Raw genomic sequence first — 21,049 nt, 5'->3', positions numbered from 1 at the left:
TTCCGTTTCCCGGAAGTGGCGTCTAAAATCCTGGGTTTTTTCGTTTTCCTCCCGCGCTTCACCTGCTTTCGCCGGGATGCACCGGGAATCCGTCACTTCACCGCGCGCGTCCCCACGAGCCACGGGGCGGGAACGACCCACGCGAAGTGCGTGGGCGTTCGACCAGGAGAGCGCCTTCCGGGCTCAGCCGCCGTTGAGCAGTTGCACCTGAAGGTCCAACCCCACGGCGAGGGTGGTGCCGCGAGGCAGCTCCACCCAGCTCCCGGGGCGCTTCAGGTGACTGGCGACGACGACGGTGCGGCGGCGGCGGTGGGCGCCCACGGCGGGCTGTGACTCAGAGGAGCTGGCCGTCACGCCGCAGGGCTCGCACTCCGCGCCGCCTTCGAGTCGCGAATAGAACAGCGGCTCCTCGCCGAAGCGGCAGGCCACGAGGACGGCGCCGTTGGTGGCGACGAGGTTGAGCGTGGGGGCACGGGGGATACCCGCGTCCACGGAGCGCTTGATGACCTCGCGCGCGGTGTCCGCCAGCAGGCGACCCGCGACGTGGGCCTCCAGCCTGGGGTCGTCGGTGCGCCCCACGTCGCGCAGCTGACGCAGGAAGAGGGCGAACAGCACCTCGCTGTCGGTTCCACCGTGCACCTGGCGCTGCAAGTGCTCTGGCAGCGAGGCCAACAGGGAGGCGCGCAGTTCGTCGAAGCCACTGACACTGCCCTGGTGGGCGAACAGCCAGCGGCGCGAGCGGAACGGCTGGGTGTTCTCTTCCAGCGACTGGCCCACGGGGAGTCGGCTGGCATGGAACAGCAGGGCTTCCGACTCGCCCGGTGGGGCGAGTCCCATGAGCGAGGGTTCACCTTCCGCGCTGGAGAAGCGGCGCAGGAGGACCTCGTCCTGGGCGTAGGCGCCCACCCCCACCGCGTTGGCGCGAGGCTCCGTCTGGACGAGCACCTGCTCGGCGAGCCGGTGGAGCTCGCACCTGAGCAGGTTCGGGTCTGACGTGAGGGCTGCGAGGACGACGGACATGAGGGAGAACTCCTTTGCTTCATAGATAATGACGTCGCCTCCCCCCCTCAAGCCAGCGGGCACGCCCCCTTGCCTCTTCGCTAAGTGCTTGAAATGGCTGGGCTTTACATTGAACGAACATTGACACGTCTTCCGGAGGCTCCTAACCTCCGGGCGCTTCACCGACGGCCTCGGGCAAGACCCTTCACCGGAGATGGAATGTCGGACGACATCGCAATCGGCATCGACCTTGGCACGTCGTACTCGTGCGTGTCGGTGGTCCAGGATGGCCAGCCCATCGTCATCCCCAACGAGTGGGGAGAGACGACGCATGCCTCCTGCGTGTCCTTCCTCGAGGATGGCTCGGTGCTGGTGGGCAACGCGGCCAAGAAGAACATCATCACCAGCCCCGAGACGACGGTGTACTCGGCCAAGCGGCTCATCGGTCGCTACTACTTCTCCGACGAGGTGAAGAAGGCGCAGGCGGTGATGCCGTACCGCATCGTCGAGGGCGAGAACAACTCGGTGCGCATCGGCGTGCGCGAGCGCGCGTACTCGCTGCCGGAAATCTCAGCGCTGGTGCTCAAGGAGATGAAGGCCGTCGCGGAGACCTATCTGGGACGTGAGGTGACCAAGGCGGTCGTCACGGTTCCGGCGTACTTCAACGACAACCAGCGCCAGGCGACCAAGGACGCGGGCCGCATCGCCGGGCTGGAGGTGCTGCGCATCCTCAACGAGCCCACGGCGGCGGCGCTGGCCTACGGCTTCGGCCGGGACGTCAACCAGCGCGTCGTCGTCTACGACCTGGGCGGCGGCACGTTCGACGTGTCCATCCTGGAGATCGGCAAGGACGTCTTCGAGGTGCTCGCGACGGCGGGCGACACGTACCTGGGCGGCGACGACTTCGACGACCGCATCATGACGTGGCTGGCGGACGACTTCCTGAACAAGACGCGGCTGGATTTGAGGCAGAACAAGTTCTGCCTCCAGATGCTGAAGGAGGCCGCGGAGAAGGCGAAGATCGACGTGGGGCAGACGGGCTCCGCGGACATCCTGTGCGCGGGCATCTGCCAGGACGCGCAGGGCAACGTGATGGACCTGCGTCACACGCTGAACCAGGACCAGTTCAACCGGATGGTGATGGACCTGGTGCAGCGCACGTTCAAGGTCTGCGACGAGGCGCTGCAGAGCGCGCGGCTGACGGCGGCGGACATCGACGCGGTCATCCTCGTCGGCGGGCCCACGCGGCTGCCCATCATCCGCAACTCCGTGAAGCACTACTTCCAGAAGGCTCCGCTGGAGGGCATCAACCCCGACCAGGTCGTGGCCATGGGCGCGGCGCTCCAGTCGCATGCGCTGCTGGACAGCAAGACGGAGACGTTCCTGGTGGACGTCACGCCGCTGACGCTGCGCATCGGCACGGTGGGCGGGTACACCGAGAAGATCATCGACAAGAACACGCCGGTGCCCATCGACCGCTCGAAGGCGTTCACCACCAGCCGCGACGGGCAGGAGAAGGTGAAGATTCGCGTGTATCAGGGCGAATCCAACCGGGCCGACGAGTGCGAGATGCTCGGTGAGTTCGAGTTCGCGGGCTTCCGCATCGGCTATCGCGGCGAGGTGAAGATTGAGGTCACCTTCGAGATCAACACGGACGGACTGGTGAACGTGTCCGCGTGCGACACGGAGACGGGACAGAAGACGTCGACGACCATCACCTTGTCGTCTGGCATGTCCGAGGACGACATCCAGAAGTCCATCCAGGCGAACCGCAGCACGCGCCTCGCCGGACACACCAACAACGACCTGCCCGCCGTGGCCCAGTAGACGAGCGCGATGTCCGAGCCTACCGATCCCAGCTCCGGCAAGCCGCCGGGAAGCCCTCCCGGGACACCGGCGGCTCCCGCGCGTCCCGCCATTCCGAGGATGACGGCCGCCATGCCGGGTCCCGTCGTGCCGCCCACGCCAGCGCCGGTGGCCCGTCCGCCCGCCGCCGCCCCGCCGCGTCCTCCCGCCACGGGCACCGCGCCCGCGGGAGCACCGATCGCGAAGCCTCCAGGCATCGCGGCGCCAGCCGTGCCCCCGACGCAGCGGCCCACGGTGGCCGCCATGCCCGCCATCACCGCACCCACGCCGCAGCGTCAGAGCGCCACGGGACTGCCAGCGGTGGGGCCTTCGTCCACGCCCACGGGCGCGCGGCCCACGGTGGCCGCCATGCCCGCCGTCGGAGCCCCCGCGAGTCCGGGGACGGGTGCGCCAGCGCGTCCCGCCGCCCCCGCCGCGCGAGTCGGACCACCGCCCGCGCCGCTCGGTGAGGACGACCCCGATGGGACGCCTCCCGGGGGCACGCCGATGCCCACCCTGCCCGTCGCGGGAGCCACGTCTCGTGCGACTCCGGCGGGAACGGGGCCGTCTGCTTCGGGCCCCACGCCTCGTGCGACTCCCGCGGGCATCGCGCCGATGACTCCCGCGCCCGTCGCGGGCATGGCGCCTTCTGCTTCGGGCCCCGCGCCGCGTGCGACCCCGGCGGGCATCGCGCCGATGACTCCCGCGCCCGTCGCGGGAACGACGACGCCCGCCTCGGGTCCCGCGCCTCGCGCGACTCCCGCGGGCATCGCGCCGATGACTCCCGCGCCCGTGTCGGGTCCCGCGCCGCGTGCGCCCCCCGCGGGCATCGCGCCGATGACTCCTGCTCCCGTCTCGGGAACGGCGCCTCGCACAGCCTCCGTAGGCACGGTGCCACCCGCGCCGGCCCCTGCTCCTCGCGCGACTCCGGCGGGCATCGCGCCAATGACTCCCGCGCCTGTCGCTGGAACCGCGCCTCGCGCGGCGCCCGTGGGCACGGTGCCACCCGCGTCGGGCCCCGCTCCTCGCGCGACTCCGGCGGGCATCGCACCGCTGACACCTCCCCCTGTCGCGGGGATGGTGCCTCGCGCGGCGCCCGTGGGAACGGTCCCTCCACCTCCGGGAGCAGGCCCCGCTCCTCGCGCACCCGCGGCGGGCACCGCGCCGCTGACTCCCGCGCCTGTCGCGGGCGCGGCGACGCGTGCGACAGCCTCCACGGGCACGCCCCCCGTCGCCGGAGCCGCGCCACGCGTGGCCCCCGTCGGCACGGTGCCTCCGTCGGTCGCGGGCACACCGCCTCGCGCGGCCCCAGCCATCACCGGGCCCCTGACGCCCCCGCCCGTCGCGGGCGCCATCATTCCGCCACCGCCGCCCGAGGGCGCCACGGCACGTGGAGCCGCGCCCACCTCAGGTGCGGTGCCGAGCGTTCCCTCCATCGCCCCGCCGGTCCCCGCCACGCGTCCGCCGACGGTACCGCCGCCCCCCGGATTGGCCCGTCCCACCGTGCCCGGCATCGCCCCGGTCACAGCGCCTCCCGCGGGCACTCCACCCGGTCCGGCGTTGACGCCCAGGCCACCTCCGACGCTCGCCGTCGGTCAGGTCACCTCTCCGCCGCCCCCGTCCTCGGCGCCACAGCCGCGCCCGGGCCCACGGCCCACCATGTCATTGCCGGCGATCGTCTCCACGGACGCGCCCCCCCGCCCTCCAGCGGCGGCCTCCGTCCCGGGCATCGCGCCGATGACGGCGCCTCGCGTGCCGGCCATCAACCCCGTGGTGCCGTCCATCGCGCCGGCGGTCCCCTCCATCGCCCCCATGGCGCCGCCCCCGCCGCCCGTGGGCGCCCTGTCACCGCCCCCGCCTCCGAGCGCCAAGGGCCCGGGCCTGGATGCGCACCAGCTCGCGGACCTCCAGTCGCGCTGCTCGAAGCTGGAAGAGCTCGACTACTTCGAGGTGCTCCTGCTGGAGCGCACGGCCACGCCCGCCGACATCAAGAAGGCGTTCTACCGGGAGAGCCGCACCTACCACCCGGACCGCTTCTTCCACATCGACGACAAGCAGCTCAAGGAGCAGGTGCACGAGCTCTACAAGCGCGTCACCGAGGCCTACTACGTCCTGCGCGACGACACGAAGCGCAAGAAGTACCTCGCCGACGTGACCGGCTCGGAGCGCGCGCAGAAGCTGCGCTTCACGGAGGCGTCCGAATCCGAGACGAAGGCCGCCGCGAAGAAGGAGCAGGAAGAGCAGATCGGCACCCACCCCAAGGGGCGCCAGTTCTACCAGCAGTCCCAGAAGGACATCGACGCCGGCAACTGGTCCGCCGCCGAGCGCAATCTCAAGATGGCCCTCACCTACGAGCCCTCCAATCCCCGCTACAAGGAGAGCCTGGCCGAGGCGCAGAAGCGCCTGTCGGACGAGGCCAAATCCAAGGGCGACTCGTTCAAGATTCGCTGACGTCGTCCGGAGGCGCGGCAAAGCCCCATGGTCATCGACCTCATCATCCTGGGCATGGTGCTCTTCTTCGGGCTCATCGGCGCCTTCACCGGCGCCTCCCGACAGGTGGCCAACTGGGTGGGCCTGGCGCTGGGGTTCTTCGCCTCGCGCCGCCTGGGCCCCTTCGTCGCGCCCCGGCTCGCGGAGGCGCTCGACGGCCCGTTGCTGATGGGCCTCCTGCTGGGCACGGTGCTCCTCTTCGTCGGCGTGTGGCTCACCGTGCGCTATGCGCTGGGCGCCCTGCTCCAGCGCTTCCTCGCCACGGGCAAGCAGAACGAGGACCGAGGCATCGACCGCTTCCTGGGCTTCGTGCTGGGCGCGGGGAAGACGGCCGCCTTCGCGTGGATGGCCCTCAGCGCGATGACCTTCTTCGAGCAGCACGTCATCGTCGCCGGCAAGCGCATCGGCGTGTCCCCCAAGGACTCCCTGGCCGCCCAGGCCGCGCGCCGCTTCAACCTCTTCGAGATGACCCAGTTCGCCCCCATGGACGACATGGTCCAGGTGGCCAAGGCGGCGGGAGACCCGGAGCGCGCGGCCTCGCTAAAGGACGACCCCGCCTTCAAGGCCCTGCGCAAGGACCCGCGCTTCCAGCGGCTCCTCCAGGACGACAAGGTGCGGCAGGCGCTCGCCAGGGGCGACACCGCCGCGCTGCTGCGCAACGACCTGGTCCTCCAGCTCATCCAGGACCCGGACATCGCCGCTCGACTGGGAGCGGCGGCCCGGGCCTCGGAAAGTGACGGGGACGTCACACGTTGAGCTGCACGGCGTCCAGCCCCACCAGCCGCGGACGCACGTAGTCCGCGTCCACCTTCACCTCTCGACGTCGCCGCTCGGGCGCCTCGAACATGATGTCCGCCATGACGTGCTCCAGGATGGAGCGCAGTCCGCGAGCCCCCAGCCCCCGCGTCGCCGAGTAGTGCACCACCTCGCGCAGCGCCGCGTCGTCGAACTCCAGCTCCAGTTCGTCCATGGCCAACAGCTCCCGGAACTCCCGGATGATGGAGTCCGGCGGCTCCGTGAGCACGCGGATGAGGTCCGCCTCGCCCAGCAAATCCAACTGCACCACCACGGGCAGGCGTCCGAGGAATTCCGCCAGCATCCCGAATTCCACCAGCTGCTTGGTGCTGATGCGCTTGCGGGGCCCCTTGGAGGCGCCGTCCGCGCCGAAGCCCAGGGGTCGGCTGGAGGCCTCGTCGCCGGCTTCGTGCAAGTCGCTGAAGGTGCCCGCGCAGATGAAGAGGATGTCGCGGGTGTCCACCTGGACGAAGTCGCTCTTGTTCCAGGCCTGGGTGACGTTGAGTGGGACGTACACCTCGCGGCCCTCCAGGAGCTTCAGCAGGGACTGCTGCACGCCCTCGCCGCCGATGTCCCGGCTGCCCGCGCCGTTGCGAGCGCCCTGGGAGCGGCGGGCAATCTTGTCCACCTCGTCCACGAAGATGATGCCCCGCTGCGTGTCCTCGACGGAGTGGTTCGCCTTGAGGAGCAGGTCGGAGATCATCACCTCCACGTCTTTGCCGTAGTAGCCCGCCTCCGTGTACTCGGTGGCGTCCACGGTGGTGAACGGCACCTGGAGGATGTCCGCCAGGTTGCGGGCGATGTGTGTCTTGCCACTGCCGGTGGGGCCGATGAGCAGGATGTTGGACTTCTTGATGAGGGACTGCCTCCGCAGCCTCCGGGCCTGCACACGCTTGAGGTGATTGTGGGCGGCGATGGCCACCGCCCGCTTGGCGAGGTCCTGGCCAATGACGTAGCGGTCCAGTCGCTCGAAGATTTCCCGAGGGGTCAGCGGCGCTTCTTCCCTGCGTGCGGACGACTCCATGTACCCTTCCCTTCTATCCACGCGTCCTCCCGACACTCCGTCCAAAGGGTAGGAATCAGATGGAAGGTCCGCCCGCCAGGACAGGGGCCCTGGGAGGTCGCCTGCCCGCCAGCTTGCTGTCCCTTCAGCCGGCTGTTGTATGCGGGGGGGCTTTCCTATAGTTCCCGCGCCCCTCCAGTGTTGACTGGAGTCCACCCTCCGTTTCCCTGGGAGCCTCGAACCGCCGATGCCCGCAAACGCCCCTCCGCACCGCTGGACCCTCGCTGACGCGCACGAGCTCTATGGAATCCGGAACTGGGGCTCGCCCTACTTCGGCATCAACGACAAGGGCCACGTCTGCGTCCATCCGGACGGCCCCCAGGCCCCCAGCATGGACTTGAAGGACCTGGTGGACGAAGTCCGTCGCCGGGGCATTGGACTGCCGCTGCTGCTGCGCTTCACGGACGTGCTGCGCCACCGCGTCGTCCACCTCAACGAGGCCTTCCGCAAGGCCATGGCCGACCAGGCCTTCAAGGGCGGCTACCGGGGCGTCTACCCCATCAAGGTGAACCAGCACCGCTACGTGGTGGAGACCATCATCGAGGCGGGCAAGGGCTACAACTACGGCCTGGAGGCCGGCAGCAAGCCGGAGCTGATGGCGGTGATGGCGCTCCTCGAGAGCGAGGAAGCGCTGGTCATCTGCAACGGCTACAAGGACGAGGAGTACATCGAGACGGCCCTCTTCTATTCGCGCCTGGGTCGCAACGTCATCCTCGTCGTCGAGAAGCCCAGCGAGCTGCCCCTCATCGCGGAAGTCTCCCGCCGCACGGGCATCACCCCGCGGCTGGGCATGCGCGTGAAGCTGTCCACCCGCGGCGCCGGCAAGTGGGAGGCCAGCGGCGGAGACCGCTCCAAGTTCGGCCTGTCCTCGTCGGAGTTGATGAGCTGCATCAGCTTCATGAAGGACACCGGCCTGCTCCCCTCCTTCGAGCTGTTGCACTTCCACCTGGGCAGCCAGATCTCCAACATCCGCAACGTGAAGAACGCGCTGCGCGAGGTGGGCTGCTTCTACGTGGAGGTGGCGCGTCAGGGCGCGCCCTTGAAGTACCTGGACGTGGGCGGCGGCCTGGGCGTGGACTACGACGGCTCCCAGACGAACTTCGCCTCTTCCATGAACTACACGACGGAGGAGTACGCCAACGACGTCGTCTTCGGAGTGATGGAGGCGTGTGATCGCGCGGGCGTGCCGCACCCGACGATTGTCTCCGAGTCGGGCCGCGCCGTCGTCGCGCACCACGCGGTGCTGGTGGTGGACGTGCTGGGCACCAGCGAGTTCGACCCGGCGCACGTGCCGGACAAGGTGGACGACAAGGCGCCCTCCGTGGTGCGCAACCTCCTGTCCACCTTCCGCGAGGTGACGAACAAGAACCTGCTGGAGGCGTGGCACGACGCGCAGGACGCCAAGGAGGAGAGCCTCACCCTCTTCTCGCTGGGCCACCTGTCGCTGGAGCAGCGCGTGGCGGCCGAGAACATCTACTGGGCCACCTGCCACAAGATCATGCGCATCGCGAAGGAGGCCGGCGAGATTCCCGAGGAGCTGGACTCACTCGAGAAGGCGCTGAGCGACACGTACTTCTGCAACTTCTCCGTGTTCCAGTCGCTGCCGGACTCGTGGGCGATTGATCAGCTCTTCCCGATGATGCCCATCCACCGGCTGGCGGAGAAGCCGACCCGGCGCGCGACGCTGGCGGACATCACCTGCGACTCGGACGGCAAGATTGAGCACTTCATCGACAAGCGCGAGGTGAAGGACGCGCTGGAGCTGCACGCGCTCAACGATGACGACTACTACCTGGGCATCTTCCTGGTCGGCGCGTACCAGGAGATCCTCGGCGACTTGCACAACCTCTTCGGGGACACGCACACGGTGCAGGTGTCGCTGGCGCCCAACGGTGGCTACCTCATCGACCACGTGGTGGCCGGCGACACGGTGACGGAAGTGCTGAACTACGTCAGCTACAGCAGGGACGACCTCGTCGCCCGGCTGCGCAAGTTCACCGAGATGGCGCTGCGCCAGGGCCGCATCTCCCTGGACGAGTCGCGCACCCTGCTGCGCATGTACGAGGACGGCCTGTCCGGTTACACGTACCTGGAGCGCGGCGTGGACGCGAGCTTCGCCGGCAGCGCCAGCCAGCTCCGCCTGGTGCCGGTGCCGGACGCCACCCGGCCGCCGGTGTCTCCGTCGGGCACGTAGTCACTTCGACTTCAGTGGTTCCCACCCCGCCCTCCGCCGCGCCCTCAGGGGAAGCGTCGGGGGGCGTGGTGTTTTCAGTAGCTGGCGATGAGCGGCTCTCCAGCACCGAAGGGCGTGGGCTCGTCCGCGAAGGCGACATCCGCGGCGCGGGCGCGCAGCCGCTGGAGCCCCGCCTGCTGAAGCTCACCCCGGGCGAGGAGTGACTCGAAGTCGAAGCTCGCCAGCCGCAAGTCGTGGAGCTGGAGTCGCGCCAGCGTGCTCCACAGGGACAGGCGGCCCTCGGTGGCCGTGCACAGGCCCTCCAGCTCGACGAGGCGACTCAGGGGTGAGTAGCGCACCCAGTGGCCGTTGAGCTTCAGGCGGCCCGCCTTCTCCAGCACCCACGCGGCGCGGGACTTGACCGGGTCCTTGCGCAGCTCCAGGGCCCGCATCACCGCTTCGAGCGTCCGCTGGTCCTGCCGCAGCTCCGGAATGAGCGCGGCCAGGAAGTGGCCCACGGGGTTGCTGTGGTTCTCCGCCTCGGTGCGCCGCGCCAGCTCGATGCCCGCCACCGAGCCCGCGTGGTGATCGCTGAGATAGATGCCCAACCGCTTCGCATCCATGCCGTCCCTCCCCGCCACGCGGCCACACTGCCGCGGGGGAAGATTCCTCATGGAGAAGCCTCCGGGCAGCGAGTGCCTGGAGGCTCCAACGGAGGGTGGCCGGACGGACAGGCGCCCGGCTCAGTCCGGGTAGCTGAACGTCATCGGCAGCTTCACCTCGGGGTGGAGGCTGCGAGCCACCGGACACTCGCGGCCCACCTGCTCCAGCCGGGCGCGGTGCTCGGCGGAGAGGCCCGCGGGCATCTGGAGGTCCAACACCAGCTCGCCGATGCGGCGCGGCGGCGGCGTCATCCGCTTCTCCACCCTGGCGCGAACCTCGCCCAGGGAGATGCCCTCGCGCGAGGCGAACAGGTGCATCGTCGTCACCGCGCAGGACATCAGCGCCGCGCCCACCAGGTCCGTGGGCGAGAAGCTGCCACCGGTGCCGCCGTTGTCCCGAGGCGCCTCCGTCTGGAGGCCCGCGCTGGACGGGCCGTGGGTGAGCTGCGTCTTGAACTGGGCGTGGCTGACCAGGGTCATCACCACGCCGGTGGGCTGTTGCTGGCTCATGTGTCGGACCTCCTCGGGCTGGTGTGCTTCAGCGGACGTAGGCTTCGTGCTTCTTCGCGTCCTTCTTGGTGGAAGGCTCCGCCTCCTCCACGCTCCAGTCCAGCGTCTTCATCAGCGCCTTGCTGCGCTTCTTCACGTCGGCGTCGAGGAAGGTGATGGCCTCCGGCAACCGGTCCATCAGCCGCATGGGCTTGCGCTTGTTCTTCGGCTCGTTGAGCAGCGCGTGCGTCAGCCAGGGGAACACGGCCGTCACGTCGCAGTGCACATAGACGGAGCCCGTCTCCACCGCCTCCACGGAGACCTTGCCCCAGGTGTGGCCCTCGCCCGCGGGGCAGCTGGACAGCGCGCCGTTGTCCACCGGGTCCACGCAGAACTGCACGTCGATGTCGAAGCCCGACGTGGGGACGTTGAGGATCTGGTCCAGCAGCGGCTCACCCTGCAGCGTGTAGTTCTTCGGCACGCCGCCACCCAGAATCCAGATGGCCAGCCGCTTGCTGCCGTTGTGCCGGCAGAAGTGCTGCATCGCCGCCATGGAGTAGACGTCGTCGTTGATGTCGAGCTCGAACTTGAACTCGGGCCCGAGCAGGCGCTTGAGCTTGACGATGTTCAGGAAGATGGAGCCGTCCTGCACCGCGCCCACCCAGATGGGGACCGCGTGCTTGTAGCAGGTGGACAACAGCGACGGCTGCTTCACGCCCAGCTGCTTTTCGATGCCGTGGATGGCCTTGCCGAGCAGGAAGTGGAACTCCGGCGTGGTCATCTTCTTCTGGAACTCGGGCTGCCGGATGATGGCGGAGAAGAGGCGGTCGGTGTCGAGCAGCGCCTCCTCCCAGAAACCCAAATCATAGATGCGGATGATGCGCGCCAGCCGGTACTGGAGGTCGCCCGCGTTGGGGTTCACCTCGCGGATGGCGTGGCCGATGATGCGGTGCGCGTCGTGGTAGAGATTCGCCCCCGTCGTGGTGATGGCGGAGATGATGCCCTTCTCGATGAGGGGAATCAGACAGCTCTGGTGCAGGCCGGCGGGCGTCATCGCGCCCGACAGCGTGAGGAAGATGGACGCGTCGTCCTCCATCGACTTGGACATCAGCTCGAACGCCGTGCGCTCCTGGCGACCCACGTAGGCGCTGAAGGCGTGGGCGAGCAGCTCCGCCGGCTTCTCCTTGCCGGTGATGGGGCGCGGGTCCGCCTTGCGGGCGCCGGAGTACGCGGAGCGAAGGGACTTCTTCGGGTTCGAGGAGGTCTTGGCCATGGCGCGGCGATCTACCACCGCCCGCGCCCCAAGGGGAGCACCGCCAGAGCCCCGTCCCTACTTGTCCCGCTTGCGACGGCTTGCGCGCTTGCCGGGGGCGGCGTCGGCCGGAGGCGCGCTCAGCACCCGCTCCCGGACCTGCTCGGGCGTCAGGTCCTCGGTGTCCGCCACCACACAGGAGACGAAGGCCAGCTCCGCCAGGACCCGGCGGGCCCGCTCACGCTCCGCGGAGTCCTTGGAGCCCAGCGCCTCCGAGGCCGCCGCCACGTAGCTGCTGGCGAGCGACTCGAAGAGGTACACCCGGTTCTCGATGCTCGTGTCGGCTTTCTTGGCCATGGGGCGGGCAGTCTAGGCCCGCGCCGTCACGGCCGGCGAGCCGGACTCCGGTGCACCCCAGGGGTTGTGAGGCCAGGAAGGTCATGGCCCGCAGCCCGTACTCAAAATCTTTCGTGAGATTTGGAGTGGGTGCTGCGGCATCGCCCTTGACGTCGTCCGTGGTTTGAAGAAGAGCCTAGGTCGCGACAGTGCGGCTTTCAACCGCTCGCCCCGGAGCCCGAGATGATCGACCTGCACTCCCACACCACCGCCAGCGACGGCCAGTACTCGCCCACGGAGCTGCTGACGCGCGCGGCGGCGGCGGGAGTGACGGTGCTGTCGGTGACGGACCACGACACGGTTGCGGGGCTGGCGGAGGCCGGCGAGGCCGCGCGCGCGCATGGCGTGGAGCTGGTGCCGGGCATCGAAGTCTCCGCCTTCGTCCTGGGCCGAGAAGTCCACATCCTGGGGCACTTCGTGAGGCCGGATGACGAGGACCTCGCGCGCTTCGCCCAGCGCCTGCGCGGCGAGCGCGAGCAGCGCATGGAGGCCATGGTGGCGCGGATGCAGCAACTGGGCTTCCCGGTGCGCATGGAGCACGTGCGGGCCGTCGCGGGAGAGGCGCAGCTGGGCAGACCGCACCTCGCGCGCGTGCTGGTGAACCAGGGCTGGGCGGTGGATATGAAGGCCGCGTTCGACCGCTTCCTGGGGACGCGGGGCATGGCCTGGGTGGAGCGCTTCAAGCTGGACGGCGCGGACGCCATCCGCCTCATCCGCAACGCGGGCGGCACGGCGACGCTGGCGCACCCGGGCTCGTCCAAGGCGGAGCGGATGGAGATTCGCGAGCTGACGAAGGCGGGGCTCGCGGGCCTGGAGGTGCTGCACGCGGACCACAACCCGGGGCTGCGGCAGAAGTACCTGGCGCTGGCGAAGGAGCACGACCTGGTGCCCACCGCCGGCAGCGACTTCCATGGCGAGGCAGTGTCCGCCGAGCACCGCCTGGGCACGGCCGCGATGCCGCCGGAGCTGTTCGCGAAGCTGAAGTCCCGCGCCACGGCGTGAGCCCTCCGAGGGGGCGACACGTCAGCCCCAGGAGACCACGGGCTCGGGCGTCCCCTCATCTTCGTCCCGCGACTCCAGCCTCCGGGTGGGTCCGAAGACACGGGCCACGAAGTCGTTGACGAACTTCCCATCCGGGTCCTGGGCGCGCTGCACGGTGCGCAGCGCATGCCAGCGCACGCCATACATCCGCTCCATGTCCTCCTCCTTGGCGCGCGTCGCCTTCCCCAGGTGCACCTGGCCGCCGTACTTGAGGAAGATCTGCTCCACCTCCTCGAACACGGCGCTGGAGTCGACGGACAGGCTGGGCGCCAGCTCGATGAAACACGTGCGCCGTCCCACGCCCGGCCCCACTGTCGCCATGGACGTCGCGGGCGTGAAGCGCACCTCGACGACGCAGACGAAGCGCTTGCGCTCCAGCAGGTCCAACACTTCTTGGAGACACTGCTGGTGCTTCGCGAAGGGCACCCCGTATTCAATCTCGTCGTGGTGGTAGAAGAGCTGGCGCGAGAAGGCGGAGCACATCGGCAACACCGTCTTGCGTCCCTGCTGCGTCAGCTTCATGAAGAACAAGCCGACCTTCGCGAAGGGCTCCGTCAGCATCAGCACCCGCGACAGGCCGAGCAGATAGCCCGACAGCAGCATGTCCATCAGCTCCAGCCCCATTTTGCGCACGTGGCAGAGCCGCGATGGCGGCTGCGTCGTCCGGTTCCACACGTTCATCCGGACGTGCTCCGCGTCCACGCCTCCCACGTAATAGAAGCTGACGTGGTCGTTCGTGTTGAGGACTTCCTCCAGGTGGTCCTCGGCCCACTGGCGCGGGACGACCTCCAGGCGCTTCTCCAGGTTGAACGCGGGGACACACTGGAGCTCCAGCTCGGTGACGACGCCGCAGGTGCCAATCGAGCCGGCCACCGCGTGGAACTCGGGCGAGCCCCGCACGAGCGTCCGCGCCTCGCCCGCCGCGTCCATCACTCGCAGCGACAGCACCTGTTCGGAGAGGAAGCCATGCGACTTGCCGGTGCCGTGCAGGTCCGTGCCAATCAACGCCCCCAGGCTCTGCGCGTTCGTGGAGCCGAGCACCGGTAACGAGAGGCCGTGCTCCAGAATCTGTCGGGTGAAGTCGCGCAGCCGGATGCCGGCCTGCACGCGCACCACCCTCCGCGCCACGTCGACGTCCAGGATGCGGTGCTGCGCGTCGAGCGAAATCAACGTCCCTTGCGTCAACGGACAGCGGTTGAACGAATGGCCTCCGCCCACGACGCGGACCTTCTCCGACTCCCGGACGATGCGCCCCAGCTCCTCTTCCGTCTCCGGCCTCTCGAAGCGCGCGGGCTGACATTCGTAGGTCTGGCTCCAGTTGCGCCAGGTTCCGCACCAGCGGGCGAAGCGACCTTCATGCAGCGTCGTCGTTCCCCCCGACGCGACATAGACAGCGGTGTTGAGCGTGTTGATGCGCCACGTCCGCGCGATGCGACGAATACGGTCCAGCGTCATGAGTCCCCCTCTTTTTCTCGAAGGAAGGAGGCGCAACGGCCGAGGGTGTGAGCCGTCGGCACGGAGCAACGCTCGCCTGGACGCACGGGTTCGGGAATGGAGTCCTCGTGCACCGCACCCCGGGGCAACTCGCCTCTTGCACCACCCCGCCCCACCTTGCCTGTCGACCGGACGGAGTTCACCGACGGCGGGGCAGCGGGGGCGGGCGAATGGCGTTTCTCGGAAAATCCAAGAGCAAGGGCAATGGCAATGGCCACGGCAAGCAGCCGGCGAAGAAGCCGAACATCCTGGTCATCTGGGGTGACGACATCGGCCTGTGGAACATCAGCGCCTACAACCAGGGGATGATGGGCTACCGGACGCCCAACATCGACCGCATCGCCCGTGAGGGCGCGCTGATGACGGACTGCTACGGACAGCAGAGCTGCACCGCGGGCCGCGCCGCCTTCATCACGGGGATGAACCCGCTGCGCACGGGGATGACCACCATCGGAATGCCGGGCGCGGACTACGGCCTCCAGGACTCCGACCCCACCATCGCGGAGCTGCTCAAGCCCCAGGGCTACGTGTGCGGCCAGTTCGGAAAGAACCACCTGGGCGACTCGAACCGCTACCTGCCCACGATGCACGGCTTCGACGAGTTCCACGGCAACCTCTACCACCTCAACGCGGAGAACGAGCCCGAGTGCCCCGACTACCCGAAGGACCCGGCGTTCAAGGAGCGCTTCGGTCCGCGCGGGGTCCTCCACTGCTGGGCCACTGACCGCGACGACCCGACGGAAGACCCCCGCTGGGGCCGCGTGGGCCGGCAGAAGATTGTCGACACCGGGCCGCTCACCAAGAAGCGCATGGAGACGGTGGACGAGGAGTTCCTCAAGTCCTCCCTGACGTTCATGGAGCGCGCGGCGAAGGACGACAAGCCCTTCTTCATCTGGCACAACACCACGCGCACCCACGTGTGGACGTTCTTGCAGGAGAAGTACCAGAACAAGACGGGCAAGGGCCTGTACGCGGATGCGATGACGGAGCTGGACGACCACGTGGGCGTCCTGATGAAGAAGCTGGATGATCTGGGCATCGCGGACAACACCATCGTCGTGTTCTCCACCGACAACGGCGTGGAGAAGATGGGCTGGCCGGACGGCGGCAACGCGCCCTTCCGCGGCGAGAAGGGCTCCACGTGGGAAGGCGGCGTGCGCGTGCCTTGCGTCGTGAAGTGGCCCGGGGTCATCGAGCCGGGCACCGTCATCAACGACATCTTCGCCCACGAGGACTGGATGCCGACCTTCGTGGCAGCGTCGGGCGGTCCCGAGGACCTCGTGGACAAGTGCAAGCAGGGGCACACCGTGGGGAAGAAGAAGTTCCGCGTGCACCTGGACGGGTATGACCAGCGCGGGTTGCTCGCGGGCAAGGAGCCGGGACAGCGGCACGAGTTCATCTACGTGCTCGACAGCGGCAACATCGCGGCGGTGCGCTACGACGACTGGAAGGTCATCTTCAGCTACCAGGATGGCCGGGGCCCGGATATGTGGTTCAGCGGCAAGCGCTTCAACCCCGCCTGGCCCTACCTCATCAACCTGCGCTCGGACCCGTTCGAGGAGGGACTCTTCTCCGGCCTGTACACGAGCTGGTACGGCGAGCGCATGTTCCTCTTCGTCCCGGCCCAGGGGCTGGTGAAGAAGTTCGCGGAGAGCCTCATCGACTACGTGCCCAGTCAGGCCCCGGGCAGCCTGAGCATCGGCCCGCTCAAGGAGAAGGTGAAGGAGAAGATGAAGGAGGCCCAGCGCGACGGGAAGTCGGAGGTTGGCGACCAGGTGATGTCGCTCGCCAACGAGGTGGAGCAGGCCATCCACCGCTTCCAGCAGAGCCACGCCTGAGCCGGCGCGACGGGCCTCGTGACGTGACTACGAGGCCCTGAGCTCCTCGGCCGCCGCGAGCACCTCGTGAACCACCGTTGCCACGTCCTCGCGCGTGGTGCGGTGGTTCACGAAGCAGGCGCGCAGGCAGAAGCGTCCCTCCAGCGTCGCGTTGGAGATGTAGATACGACCGCGCCGGTTGATTCGCGCCAGCAGCCGCGTGTTGAAGTCGTCGAGCCCCGCGTCCGGAAGCCCACCCGTGTAGCGGAAGCACACCGCGCTCAATGTCGCGGGGGAGCGCAGCTCCAGTCCGGCCGTCTCCCGGATGAGCGTCTCCAAATATCTCGCGTGCTCCACATCGCGGCGGATGGCCTCGCGGAACGCGGCGAGCCCGTGGAAGCGGACGGAGAGCCACACCTTCAGGGCCCGGGCGCGACGGGACAGCTCCATCGACTCGTCGAAGAAGGCGAAACCCTCCACCGGGTCCGAATTCAGGGCGCGCGCGTAGTCCCCGGTGAAGGAGAAGGCGCGACGCGCGGCCTGGGCATCGCGGAACAGCAAGACTCCGCAGTCCGCCGGCTGGTAGAGCCACTTGTGCGCGTCCATGGACAGCGAGTCCGCCAGGCCGAGCCCCTCGAAGCGCTCCGGGAAGGCCATGGCCGCGAGCGCGCCATAGGCACCATCCACGTGCATCCACAGTCCGTGCTCGCGCGCGAGGGCCGCCACCGCCGTCAGCGGGTCCACCGCGCCGGTGTTCACCGTGCCCGCCGTCGCCACCACGGCCAGGGGACGCAGGCCGGCTGCCTTGTCCTCGGTGATTGCGCGAGCCAGGGCGTCCGCGCGCATCCGCCATTGCGAGTCGGTGGGAATCAGCCGCAGATGCTTGCGCCCCAGGCCCAGGAGGGCGACGGCCTTGGGAATGGACATATGCACTTCGGCGGACGCGTACACCACGCCGGAGGGCGCGCCGTCCTCGTTGGCGGGGGCGAGCGACTCGCGCGCCATGGCCAGGGCCATGAGGTTCGCGGAGGAGCCGCCGCCCGTGAAGCTCCCGGTGAAGCCCGCGCAGCCCACCGCGCTCGCGAGGCTCCGAATCACCGAGCGCTCCAGGCTCACCACCGTGGGCGCCGAGCGCCACGCGGTGACGTTCTGGTTCACCACGCTGGCCACGTAGTCGCCCAGCACGCCCACCGGCTCGCCCGAGCCGAACACGTACGCGAGGAACCGCGCGTTGCCCGCGCGAGAGCCCTCCATGAAGGGCTTCAGCGCGTCCAGCGCGGCGTCTCCGAGGCCCTGCTCGGGGAGCCCCTCGGAGAACATCGCCTCCGCCGCGGCGCCGGTGATGGAGGGAGCGATGGGGCGCGAGTCGAGCCCCTCGAGCCACTCCTCGGCCAGGGTGGACACACGGTCGGCCAGACGCCGGAAATGCGCGGGGGACAGTTCGAGCGAGCCCATGCGCGCGCACAGTAATGAAGTTCGACGGGTTTGCACGCCACTGGCAGGATGGCGCGATGGCGAAGCGACCGAAGCGAGACATCGAGAAGGTCTACCCCCGCGCGCAGTTCGTCGCGAAGCTGCGACGGCTCGCGGACGCGGTGGAGAGCGGCAAGGCGTTCAACATCCAGGTGGCCGGCGAGCGGCTGCACGTCCCCGCCCACGCGCACTTCAGCATCGAGCACGAGCGCGAAGGCGACGTGGACGAGCTGGAGCTCCAGGTCCGCTGGACGCGCGACGAGTAGGCGCCTCTCAGCTCCGCGTCGTCTTGAAGCGGCTGGTGACGGCGGTGAGCCCCTCGGCCACCGCCTGGAGGTCCTGGGCGATGCGAGTGGTGCGCCCGGTGGCGTCCACGCCCTGCTTCACCAGCTCCGCCACGTTGCGCGCGCCCTGCACGGCCTGCTCGCTGGACTGGCGCTGCTGACGCGTGGCGATGGTGATCTGCCGCGCGGCCTCGCTGGTGCCGCGCGCCAGCTCGACAATGCGCTGGAACACCGAGGACGCCTGCTCCGCCACCTCGACGCCTCGGTCGCTGGTGGCCATGCCCACGCGCGCCTTGGACGCGGCCTCCTCGCCGGAGTCCTGCACCTTCTCGACGATGCGGCCGATGTCCCGCGCGGACGCCGACACGTTCTCCGCCAGCTTGCGCATCTCCGCCGCCACCAGCGAGAAGCCCCGGCCCACCTCGCCCGCCTTGGTGCCCTCCAACGCCGCGTTCAGCGCCAGCAGGTCCGAGCGCTCCGCCACCTGGTTGATGACGTGGGCAATCTTCGACACCTGCTGCAGGTCCTGGTTGAGGCCGACAATCGCGTCCGCCACGCCCTTGGACTCGGTGCGGATGTCGTTGATGCCCGCGACCACTTGCGCCACCACCGCCATCGCCTCGGCCACCGCCTCGTGGGTGCGCCGGGCGCTCGACTCCACGACCTCGGTGGAGCTGGAGATCTGCTCCGCCGTGCGGCTCAGCTCCTCGAACGTCGCGGCGATCTGCTGCGCATAGGCCGCCTGCTGGCTGATGACGTGCTCCTGGTCCGCGGAGGCGCCCAAGAGGCCGCGCGACGCGCCGGAGAGCTGCTCCGTGCGCGACACCAGCTCCAGCACCGTGATTCGCAGCGTACCGAGCATCTGGTTGAAGGACTGCGCCATCAGGCGGACTTCACCCGTGGCCGGCACGTCCAGCTCCACGCGCGAGACATCCCCGCGAGCCACGTCCCGCACCACATCCGTCACCTGGGCCACGGGCTCGACGATGGTCCGCCCGATGAGCGCCGCGAGCAGCAGCCCCAGCACCAGCGCGCCCACCAGTCCCGCCACCACTGCGCCCTTCAGCTCGGTGACGGAGGCCGCCGCTTCATCCAGGCCCAGGCCCACCACATACGTCCGCTCGCCGCTCGCGCACCGCACCGACACCTCGCGCAGCGCCAGGAGCGACGTCACGCAGCCGTTTCGAGTCACCGCCGTCTTGCCCTTCGCATGGTCGGGCAGCCGCGTCAGGGACTCGTACACGGGGCGGCCATCCGGCCCGAGCAGCCCCTGGTAGTTCACCGTGAAGCCGCCCCCACCGTTGACGTCATGGGCCTCCAGCTGGGCGAGCACGGCGTCCAGGCGCTCCTTGGAAGACTCCGAGCCGTCCCAGTCCCGCGTCGCGGGGTGGTTGGCCACCAGGGTGCCGAGGACCCGAGCCCGCTTCTGCAGCAGCTCCAGGGAGACCTCGCGCTGGCGGGCGGAGAAGTTCCAGATGCACAGGCCGATGACCGTGAGACAGGGCACGAGCACCGCGATGGCCACCTGCATCCGCAAGCCGAGCCGCCCCCACATGCCGTCATCTCCCAGGTGATGCGCTGATCGCCGGCCGCCGGCGCCGCCCGACGGTAGGCGTGGCTCCCCAGGAGCGTCAAACGAGCCCGCCGCTCGCGAGCCGTGCGGGGAGGCGCGCGAGGCCCCCTGCTCGCCGCCCGCTGCGACAAGCCCTGCTTTTCATCGTCATCTCAAGGGGTTGCGGCGCCGAGCCAGGGGGAGTTTCCCTTTGACATGGCAAGGTCGGTGTCATTAGGTTCCGCGCGCGATGACTCCCTCTCCCCTCTCGCCCTACCTGCCCCTGGCGGTGGTGCTGCTGTTGGCCGGCATCATGGGCGTCGCGATTCCTTTCATCACCTCGCTGCTGGGCCCCAGTCGCCCTAGCGCCATCAAGTCGACCCCCTTCGAGGCCGGCTCCGAGTCGAGCGGCCCAGCTCGCCAGCGCTTCGCCGTGAAGTTCTACGTCGTCGCGTTGTTGTTCATCGTGTTCGACGTGGAAGCCGTGTTCATGTACCCGTGGGCGGTGAACTTCCAGGCGCTCGGTTGGTTCGGGTACATGGAGATGCTGGTCTTCGCGGTGACGCTGGTGGTGGGCCTCATCTACGTCTGGAAAAAGGGCGCCCTGGATTGGGAGAGCTGAGACATCATGGCTGATGCAGACATCGCTCCAGTGCTGACGACCCGCCGCGACGAGGCCATGGGCTTCTTCCAGCGGATGGTCTCCAAGGGCCTGGGTTGGGCCCGCAAGTACTCGCTGTTCACCTACCCGTACGCCACCGCCTGCTGCGGCATGGAGTACATGTCCGTGGCGGCCAGCCGTCACGACATCGCGCGCTTCGGCGCCGAGTTCCCGCGCTTCTCGCCGCGTCAGGCGGACTTGCTGATGGTGGTGGGCACCATCAACCTGAAGCAAGCCCCCATCCTCAAGCGTGTGTACGAGCAGATGACCGAGCCCAAGTGGGTCGTGTCCTTCGGCGTGTGCGCGTCCTCGGGCGGCTTCTACGACAACTACGCGGTGCTCCAGGGCATCGACCGCATCCTCCCGGTGGACGTCTACATCCCCGGCTGCCCGCCCCGTCCGGAGCAGGTGCTGGACGGGCTCATGCTCCTCCAGGACAAGATCGCCAACCAGGTCCACCGCATCGCGGACCGCGAGCAGCCCAACCAGACGGCCGCTCGGCACGACCTGCTCATGTCCATGGGCAAGTAGTCCTCAAGCCTGCGTCTTGCTCCCGGGGCCCC

Annotated in this window: 19 protein-coding genes; 9 read left to right on the top strand and 10 right to left on the bottom strand. The window is 69.0% G+C overall.

Going from position 1 to position 21,049, the window contains the following annotated elements:
• Window positions 1-183: 183 nt before the first annotated feature.
• A complete protein-coding gene (locus tag ACN469_RS28320) occupies window positions 184-1,020 on the bottom strand; it encodes a class II glutamine amidotransferase (RefSeq protein ID WP_498772708.1) in 837 nt (278 codons plus the stop codon).
• A gap of 198 nt (window positions 1,021-1,218) precedes the next feature.
• On the opposite strand from ACN469_RS28320, the gene dnaK reads away from it, so the two are divergent.
• Window positions 1,219-2,826, top strand: coding sequence for a molecular chaperone DnaK (dnaK, locus tag ACN469_RS28315; RefSeq protein WP_498772706.1), 1,608 nt, complete (start codon window positions 1,219-1,221; stop codon window positions 2,824-2,826).
• Between the two features lie 314 nt (window positions 2,827-3,140).
• Here dnaK and ACN469_RS28310 read toward each other — a convergent pair whose 3' ends face one another.
• Window positions 3,141-4,370 carry a hypothetical protein gene (locus ACN469_RS28310; protein WP_498772704.1) on the bottom strand — a complete coding sequence of 410 codons (1,230 nt, stop codon included), beginning with the start codon at window positions 4,368-4,370 and terminating at the stop codon, window positions 3,141-3,143.
• A 133-nt stretch (window positions 4,371-4,503) separates the two neighbouring features.
• On the opposite strand from ACN469_RS28310, the gene ACN469_RS28305 reads away from it, so the two are divergent.
• Window positions 4,504-5,295: a J domain-containing protein gene (locus ACN469_RS28305; RefSeq protein ID WP_498772702.1), complete on the top strand. Its 792-nt coding sequence runs from the start codon at window positions 4,504-4,506 to the stop codon at window positions 5,293-5,295.
• A gap of 27 nt (window positions 5,296-5,322) precedes the next feature.
• The gene (locus tag ACN469_RS28300; RefSeq protein ID WP_498772700.1) at window positions 5,323-6,090 is read left to right on the top strand and encodes a CvpA family protein; all 768 of its coding nucleotides are present in this window, start codon (window positions 5,323-5,325) and stop codon (window positions 6,088-6,090) included.
• Here ACN469_RS28300 and clpX read toward each other — a convergent pair.
• On the bottom strand, window positions 6,080-7,153 hold the full coding sequence (gene clpX, locus ACN469_RS28295) for an ATP-dependent Clp protease ATP-binding subunit ClpX (protein ID WP_498772698.1): 1,074 nt from the start codon (window positions 7,151-7,153) through the stop codon (window positions 6,080-6,082). The two genes, ACN469_RS28300 and clpX, sit on opposite strands and share 11 nt — an antisense overlap.
• Window positions 7,154-7,379: 226 nt before the next feature.
• Here clpX and speA point away from each other — a divergent pair, with 226 nt between their 5' ends.
• Complete coding sequence (gene speA / locus ACN469_RS28290; protein WP_498772696.1) at window positions 7,380-9,386, top strand: biosynthetic arginine decarboxylase; 2,007 nt, start codon at window positions 7,380-7,382, stop codon at window positions 9,384-9,386.
• A gap of 74 nt (window positions 9,387-9,460) precedes the next feature.
• Here speA and ACN469_RS28285 read toward each other — a convergent pair whose 3' ends face one another.
• From ACN469_RS28285 to ACN469_RS28270, 4 genes are all read right to left on the bottom strand, one after another.
• Window positions 9,461-10,039, bottom strand: coding sequence for a hypothetical protein (locus ACN469_RS28285; RefSeq protein ID WP_498772694.1), 579 nt, complete (start codon window positions 10,037-10,039; stop codon window positions 9,461-9,463).
• 69 nt (window positions 10,040-10,108) lie between these two features.
• A complete protein-coding gene (locus tag ACN469_RS28280; RefSeq protein ID WP_498772692.1) occupies window positions 10,109-10,537 on the bottom strand; it encodes an OsmC family protein in 429 nt (142 codons plus the stop codon).
• Window positions 10,538-10,565: 28 nt separating this feature from the next.
• Complete coding sequence (locus ACN469_RS28275; protein ID WP_498772690.1) at window positions 10,566-11,789, bottom strand: deoxyhypusine synthase family protein; 1,224 nt, start codon at window positions 11,787-11,789, stop codon at window positions 10,566-10,568.
• A 57-nt stretch (window positions 11,790-11,846) separates the two neighbouring features.
• The gene (locus ACN469_RS28270) at window positions 11,847-12,125 is read right to left on the bottom strand and encodes a hypothetical protein (protein WP_498772688.1); all 279 of its coding nucleotides are present in this window, start codon (window positions 12,123-12,125) and stop codon (window positions 11,847-11,849) included.
• Between the two features lie 222 nt (window positions 12,126-12,347).
• Between ACN469_RS28270 and ACN469_RS28265 the strand changes: the two genes are divergently transcribed.
• Window positions 12,348-13,166 carry a PHP domain-containing protein gene (locus ACN469_RS28265; protein WP_498772686.1) on the top strand — a complete coding sequence of 273 codons (819 nt, stop codon included), beginning with the start codon at window positions 12,348-12,350 and terminating at the stop codon, window positions 13,164-13,166.
• Window positions 13,167-13,187: 21 nt separating this feature from the next.
• Here the strand turns inward: ACN469_RS28265 and ACN469_RS28260 are convergent, their stop codons facing one another.
• On the bottom strand, window positions 13,188-14,660 hold the full coding sequence (locus ACN469_RS28260; RefSeq protein WP_498772684.1) for a D-arabinono-1,4-lactone oxidase: 1,473 nt from the start codon (window positions 14,658-14,660) through the stop codon (window positions 13,188-13,190).
• A 209-nt stretch (window positions 14,661-14,869) separates the two neighbouring features.
• On the opposite strand from ACN469_RS28260, the gene ACN469_RS28255 reads away from it, so the two are divergent.
• The gene (locus ACN469_RS28255) at window positions 14,870-16,537 is read left to right on the top strand and encodes an arylsulfatase (RefSeq protein WP_498772682.1); all 1,668 of its coding nucleotides are present in this window, start codon (window positions 14,870-14,872) and stop codon (window positions 16,535-16,537) included.
• A gap of 27 nt (window positions 16,538-16,564) precedes the next feature.
• Here the strand turns inward: ACN469_RS28255 and ACN469_RS28250 are convergent, their stop codons facing one another.
• Window positions 16,565-17,971 (bottom strand): pyridoxal phosphate-dependent decarboxylase family protein, encoded by a 1,407-nt coding sequence (locus ACN469_RS28250; protein ID WP_498772680.1) that lies wholly within the window; start codon window positions 17,969-17,971, stop codon window positions 16,565-16,567.
• A gap of 56 nt (window positions 17,972-18,027) precedes the next feature.
• Here ACN469_RS28250 and ACN469_RS28245 point away from each other — a divergent pair, with 56 nt between their 5' ends.
• A complete protein-coding gene (locus tag ACN469_RS28245) occupies window positions 18,028-18,255 on the top strand; it encodes an amphi-Trp domain-containing protein (protein WP_498772678.1) in 228 nt (75 codons plus the stop codon).
• Between the two features lie 7 nt (window positions 18,256-18,262).
• Here ACN469_RS28245 and ACN469_RS28240 read toward each other — a convergent pair whose 3' ends face one another.
• Window positions 18,263-19,828, bottom strand: coding sequence for a methyl-accepting chemotaxis protein (locus tag ACN469_RS28240; protein ID WP_498772676.1), 1,566 nt, complete (start codon window positions 19,826-19,828; stop codon window positions 18,263-18,265).
• A 247-nt stretch (window positions 19,829-20,075) separates the two neighbouring features.
• Here ACN469_RS28240 and ACN469_RS28235 point away from each other — a divergent pair, with 247 nt between their 5' ends.
• Together ACN469_RS28235 and ACN469_RS28230 are read left to right on the top strand one after the other, a co-directional pair.
• Window positions 20,076-20,447, top strand: coding sequence for an NADH-quinone oxidoreductase subunit A (locus tag ACN469_RS28235; protein ID WP_498772674.1), 372 nt, complete (start codon window positions 20,076-20,078; stop codon window positions 20,445-20,447).
• 6 nt (window positions 20,448-20,453) lie between these two features.
• Window positions 20,454-21,017 (top strand): NADH-quinone oxidoreductase subunit B, encoded by a 564-nt coding sequence (locus tag ACN469_RS28230; RefSeq protein ID WP_498772672.1) that lies wholly within the window; start codon window positions 20,454-20,456, stop codon window positions 21,015-21,017.
• Window positions 21,018-21,049 lie beyond the last annotated feature (32 nt).

Origin of the sequence: Corallococcus terminator (assembly GCF_049194865.1) — a bacterium.
In the GTDB taxonomy this organism is placed as follows: Bacteria; Myxococcota; Myxococcia; order Myxococcales; family Myxococcaceae; genus Myxococcus; species Myxococcus terminator_A.
The sequence above is the reverse complement of the archived record's forward strand: the minus strand, read 5'-3'. Positions and strand labels throughout refer to the sequence as shown.

Bases quoted from the DNA above. Each gene is read 5' to 3' on its own strand.
- dnaK (WP_498772706.1), top strand. From the start codon at position 1,219: ATGTCGGACGACATCGCAATCGGCATCGACCTTGGCACGTCGTACTCG.
- ACN469_RS28265 (WP_498772686.1), top strand. From the start codon at position 12,348: ATGATCGACCTGCACTCCCACACCACCGCCAGCGACGGCCAGTACTCG.
- ACN469_RS28300 (WP_498772700.1), top strand. From the start codon at position 5,323: ATGGTCATCGACCTCATCATCCTGGGCATGGTGCTCTTCTTCGGGCTC.
- speA (WP_498772696.1), top strand. From the start codon at position 7,380: ATGCCCGCAAACGCCCCTCCGCACCGCTGGACCCTCGCTGACGCGCAC.
- ACN469_RS28260 (WP_498772684.1), bottom strand. From the start codon at position 14,660: ATGACGCTGGACCGTATTCGTCGCATCGCGCGGACGTGGCGCATCAAC.
- ACN469_RS28280 (WP_498772692.1), bottom strand. From the start codon at position 10,537: ATGAGCCAGCAACAGCCCACCGGCGTGGTGATGACCCTGGTCAGCCAC.
- ACN469_RS28245 (WP_498772678.1), top strand. From the start codon at position 18,028: ATGGCGAAGCGACCGAAGCGAGACATCGAGAAGGTCTACCCCCGCGCG.
- ACN469_RS28305 (WP_498772702.1), top strand. From the start codon at position 4,504: ATGTCATTGCCGGCGATCGTCTCCACGGACGCGCCCCCCCGCCCTCCA.
- ACN469_RS28275 (WP_498772690.1), bottom strand. From the start codon at position 11,789: ATGGCCAAGACCTCCTCGAACCCGAAGAAGTCCCTTCGCTCCGCGTAC.
- clpX (WP_498772698.1), bottom strand. From the start codon at position 7,153: ATGGAGTCGTCCGCACGCAGGGAAGAAGCGCCGCTGACCCCTCGGGAA.
- ACN469_RS28250 (WP_498772680.1), bottom strand. From the start codon at position 17,971: ATGGGCTCGCTCGAACTGTCCCCCGCGCATTTCCGGCGTCTGGCCGAC.
- ACN469_RS28235 (WP_498772674.1), top strand. From the start codon at position 20,076: ATGACTCCCTCTCCCCTCTCGCCCTACCTGCCCCTGGCGGTGGTGCTG.
- ACN469_RS28270 (WP_498772688.1), bottom strand. From the start codon at position 12,125: ATGGCCAAGAAAGCCGACACGAGCATCGAGAACCGGGTGTACCTCTTC.
- ACN469_RS28285 (WP_498772694.1), bottom strand. From the start codon at position 10,039: ATGAGGAATCTTCCCCCGCGGCAGTGTGGCCGCGTGGCGGGGAGGGAC.
- ACN469_RS28320 (WP_498772708.1), bottom strand. From the start codon at position 1,020: ATGTCCGTCGTCCTCGCAGCCCTCACGTCAGACCCGAACCTGCTCAGG.
- ACN469_RS28240 (WP_498772676.1), bottom strand. From the start codon at position 19,828: ATGTGGGGGCGGCTCGGCTTGCGGATGCAGGTGGCCATCGCGGTGCTC.
- ACN469_RS28255 (WP_498772682.1), top strand. From the start codon at position 14,870: ATGGCGTTTCTCGGAAAATCCAAGAGCAAGGGCAATGGCAATGGCCAC.
- ACN469_RS28230 (WP_498772672.1), top strand. From the start codon at position 20,454: ATGGCTGATGCAGACATCGCTCCAGTGCTGACGACCCGCCGCGACGAG.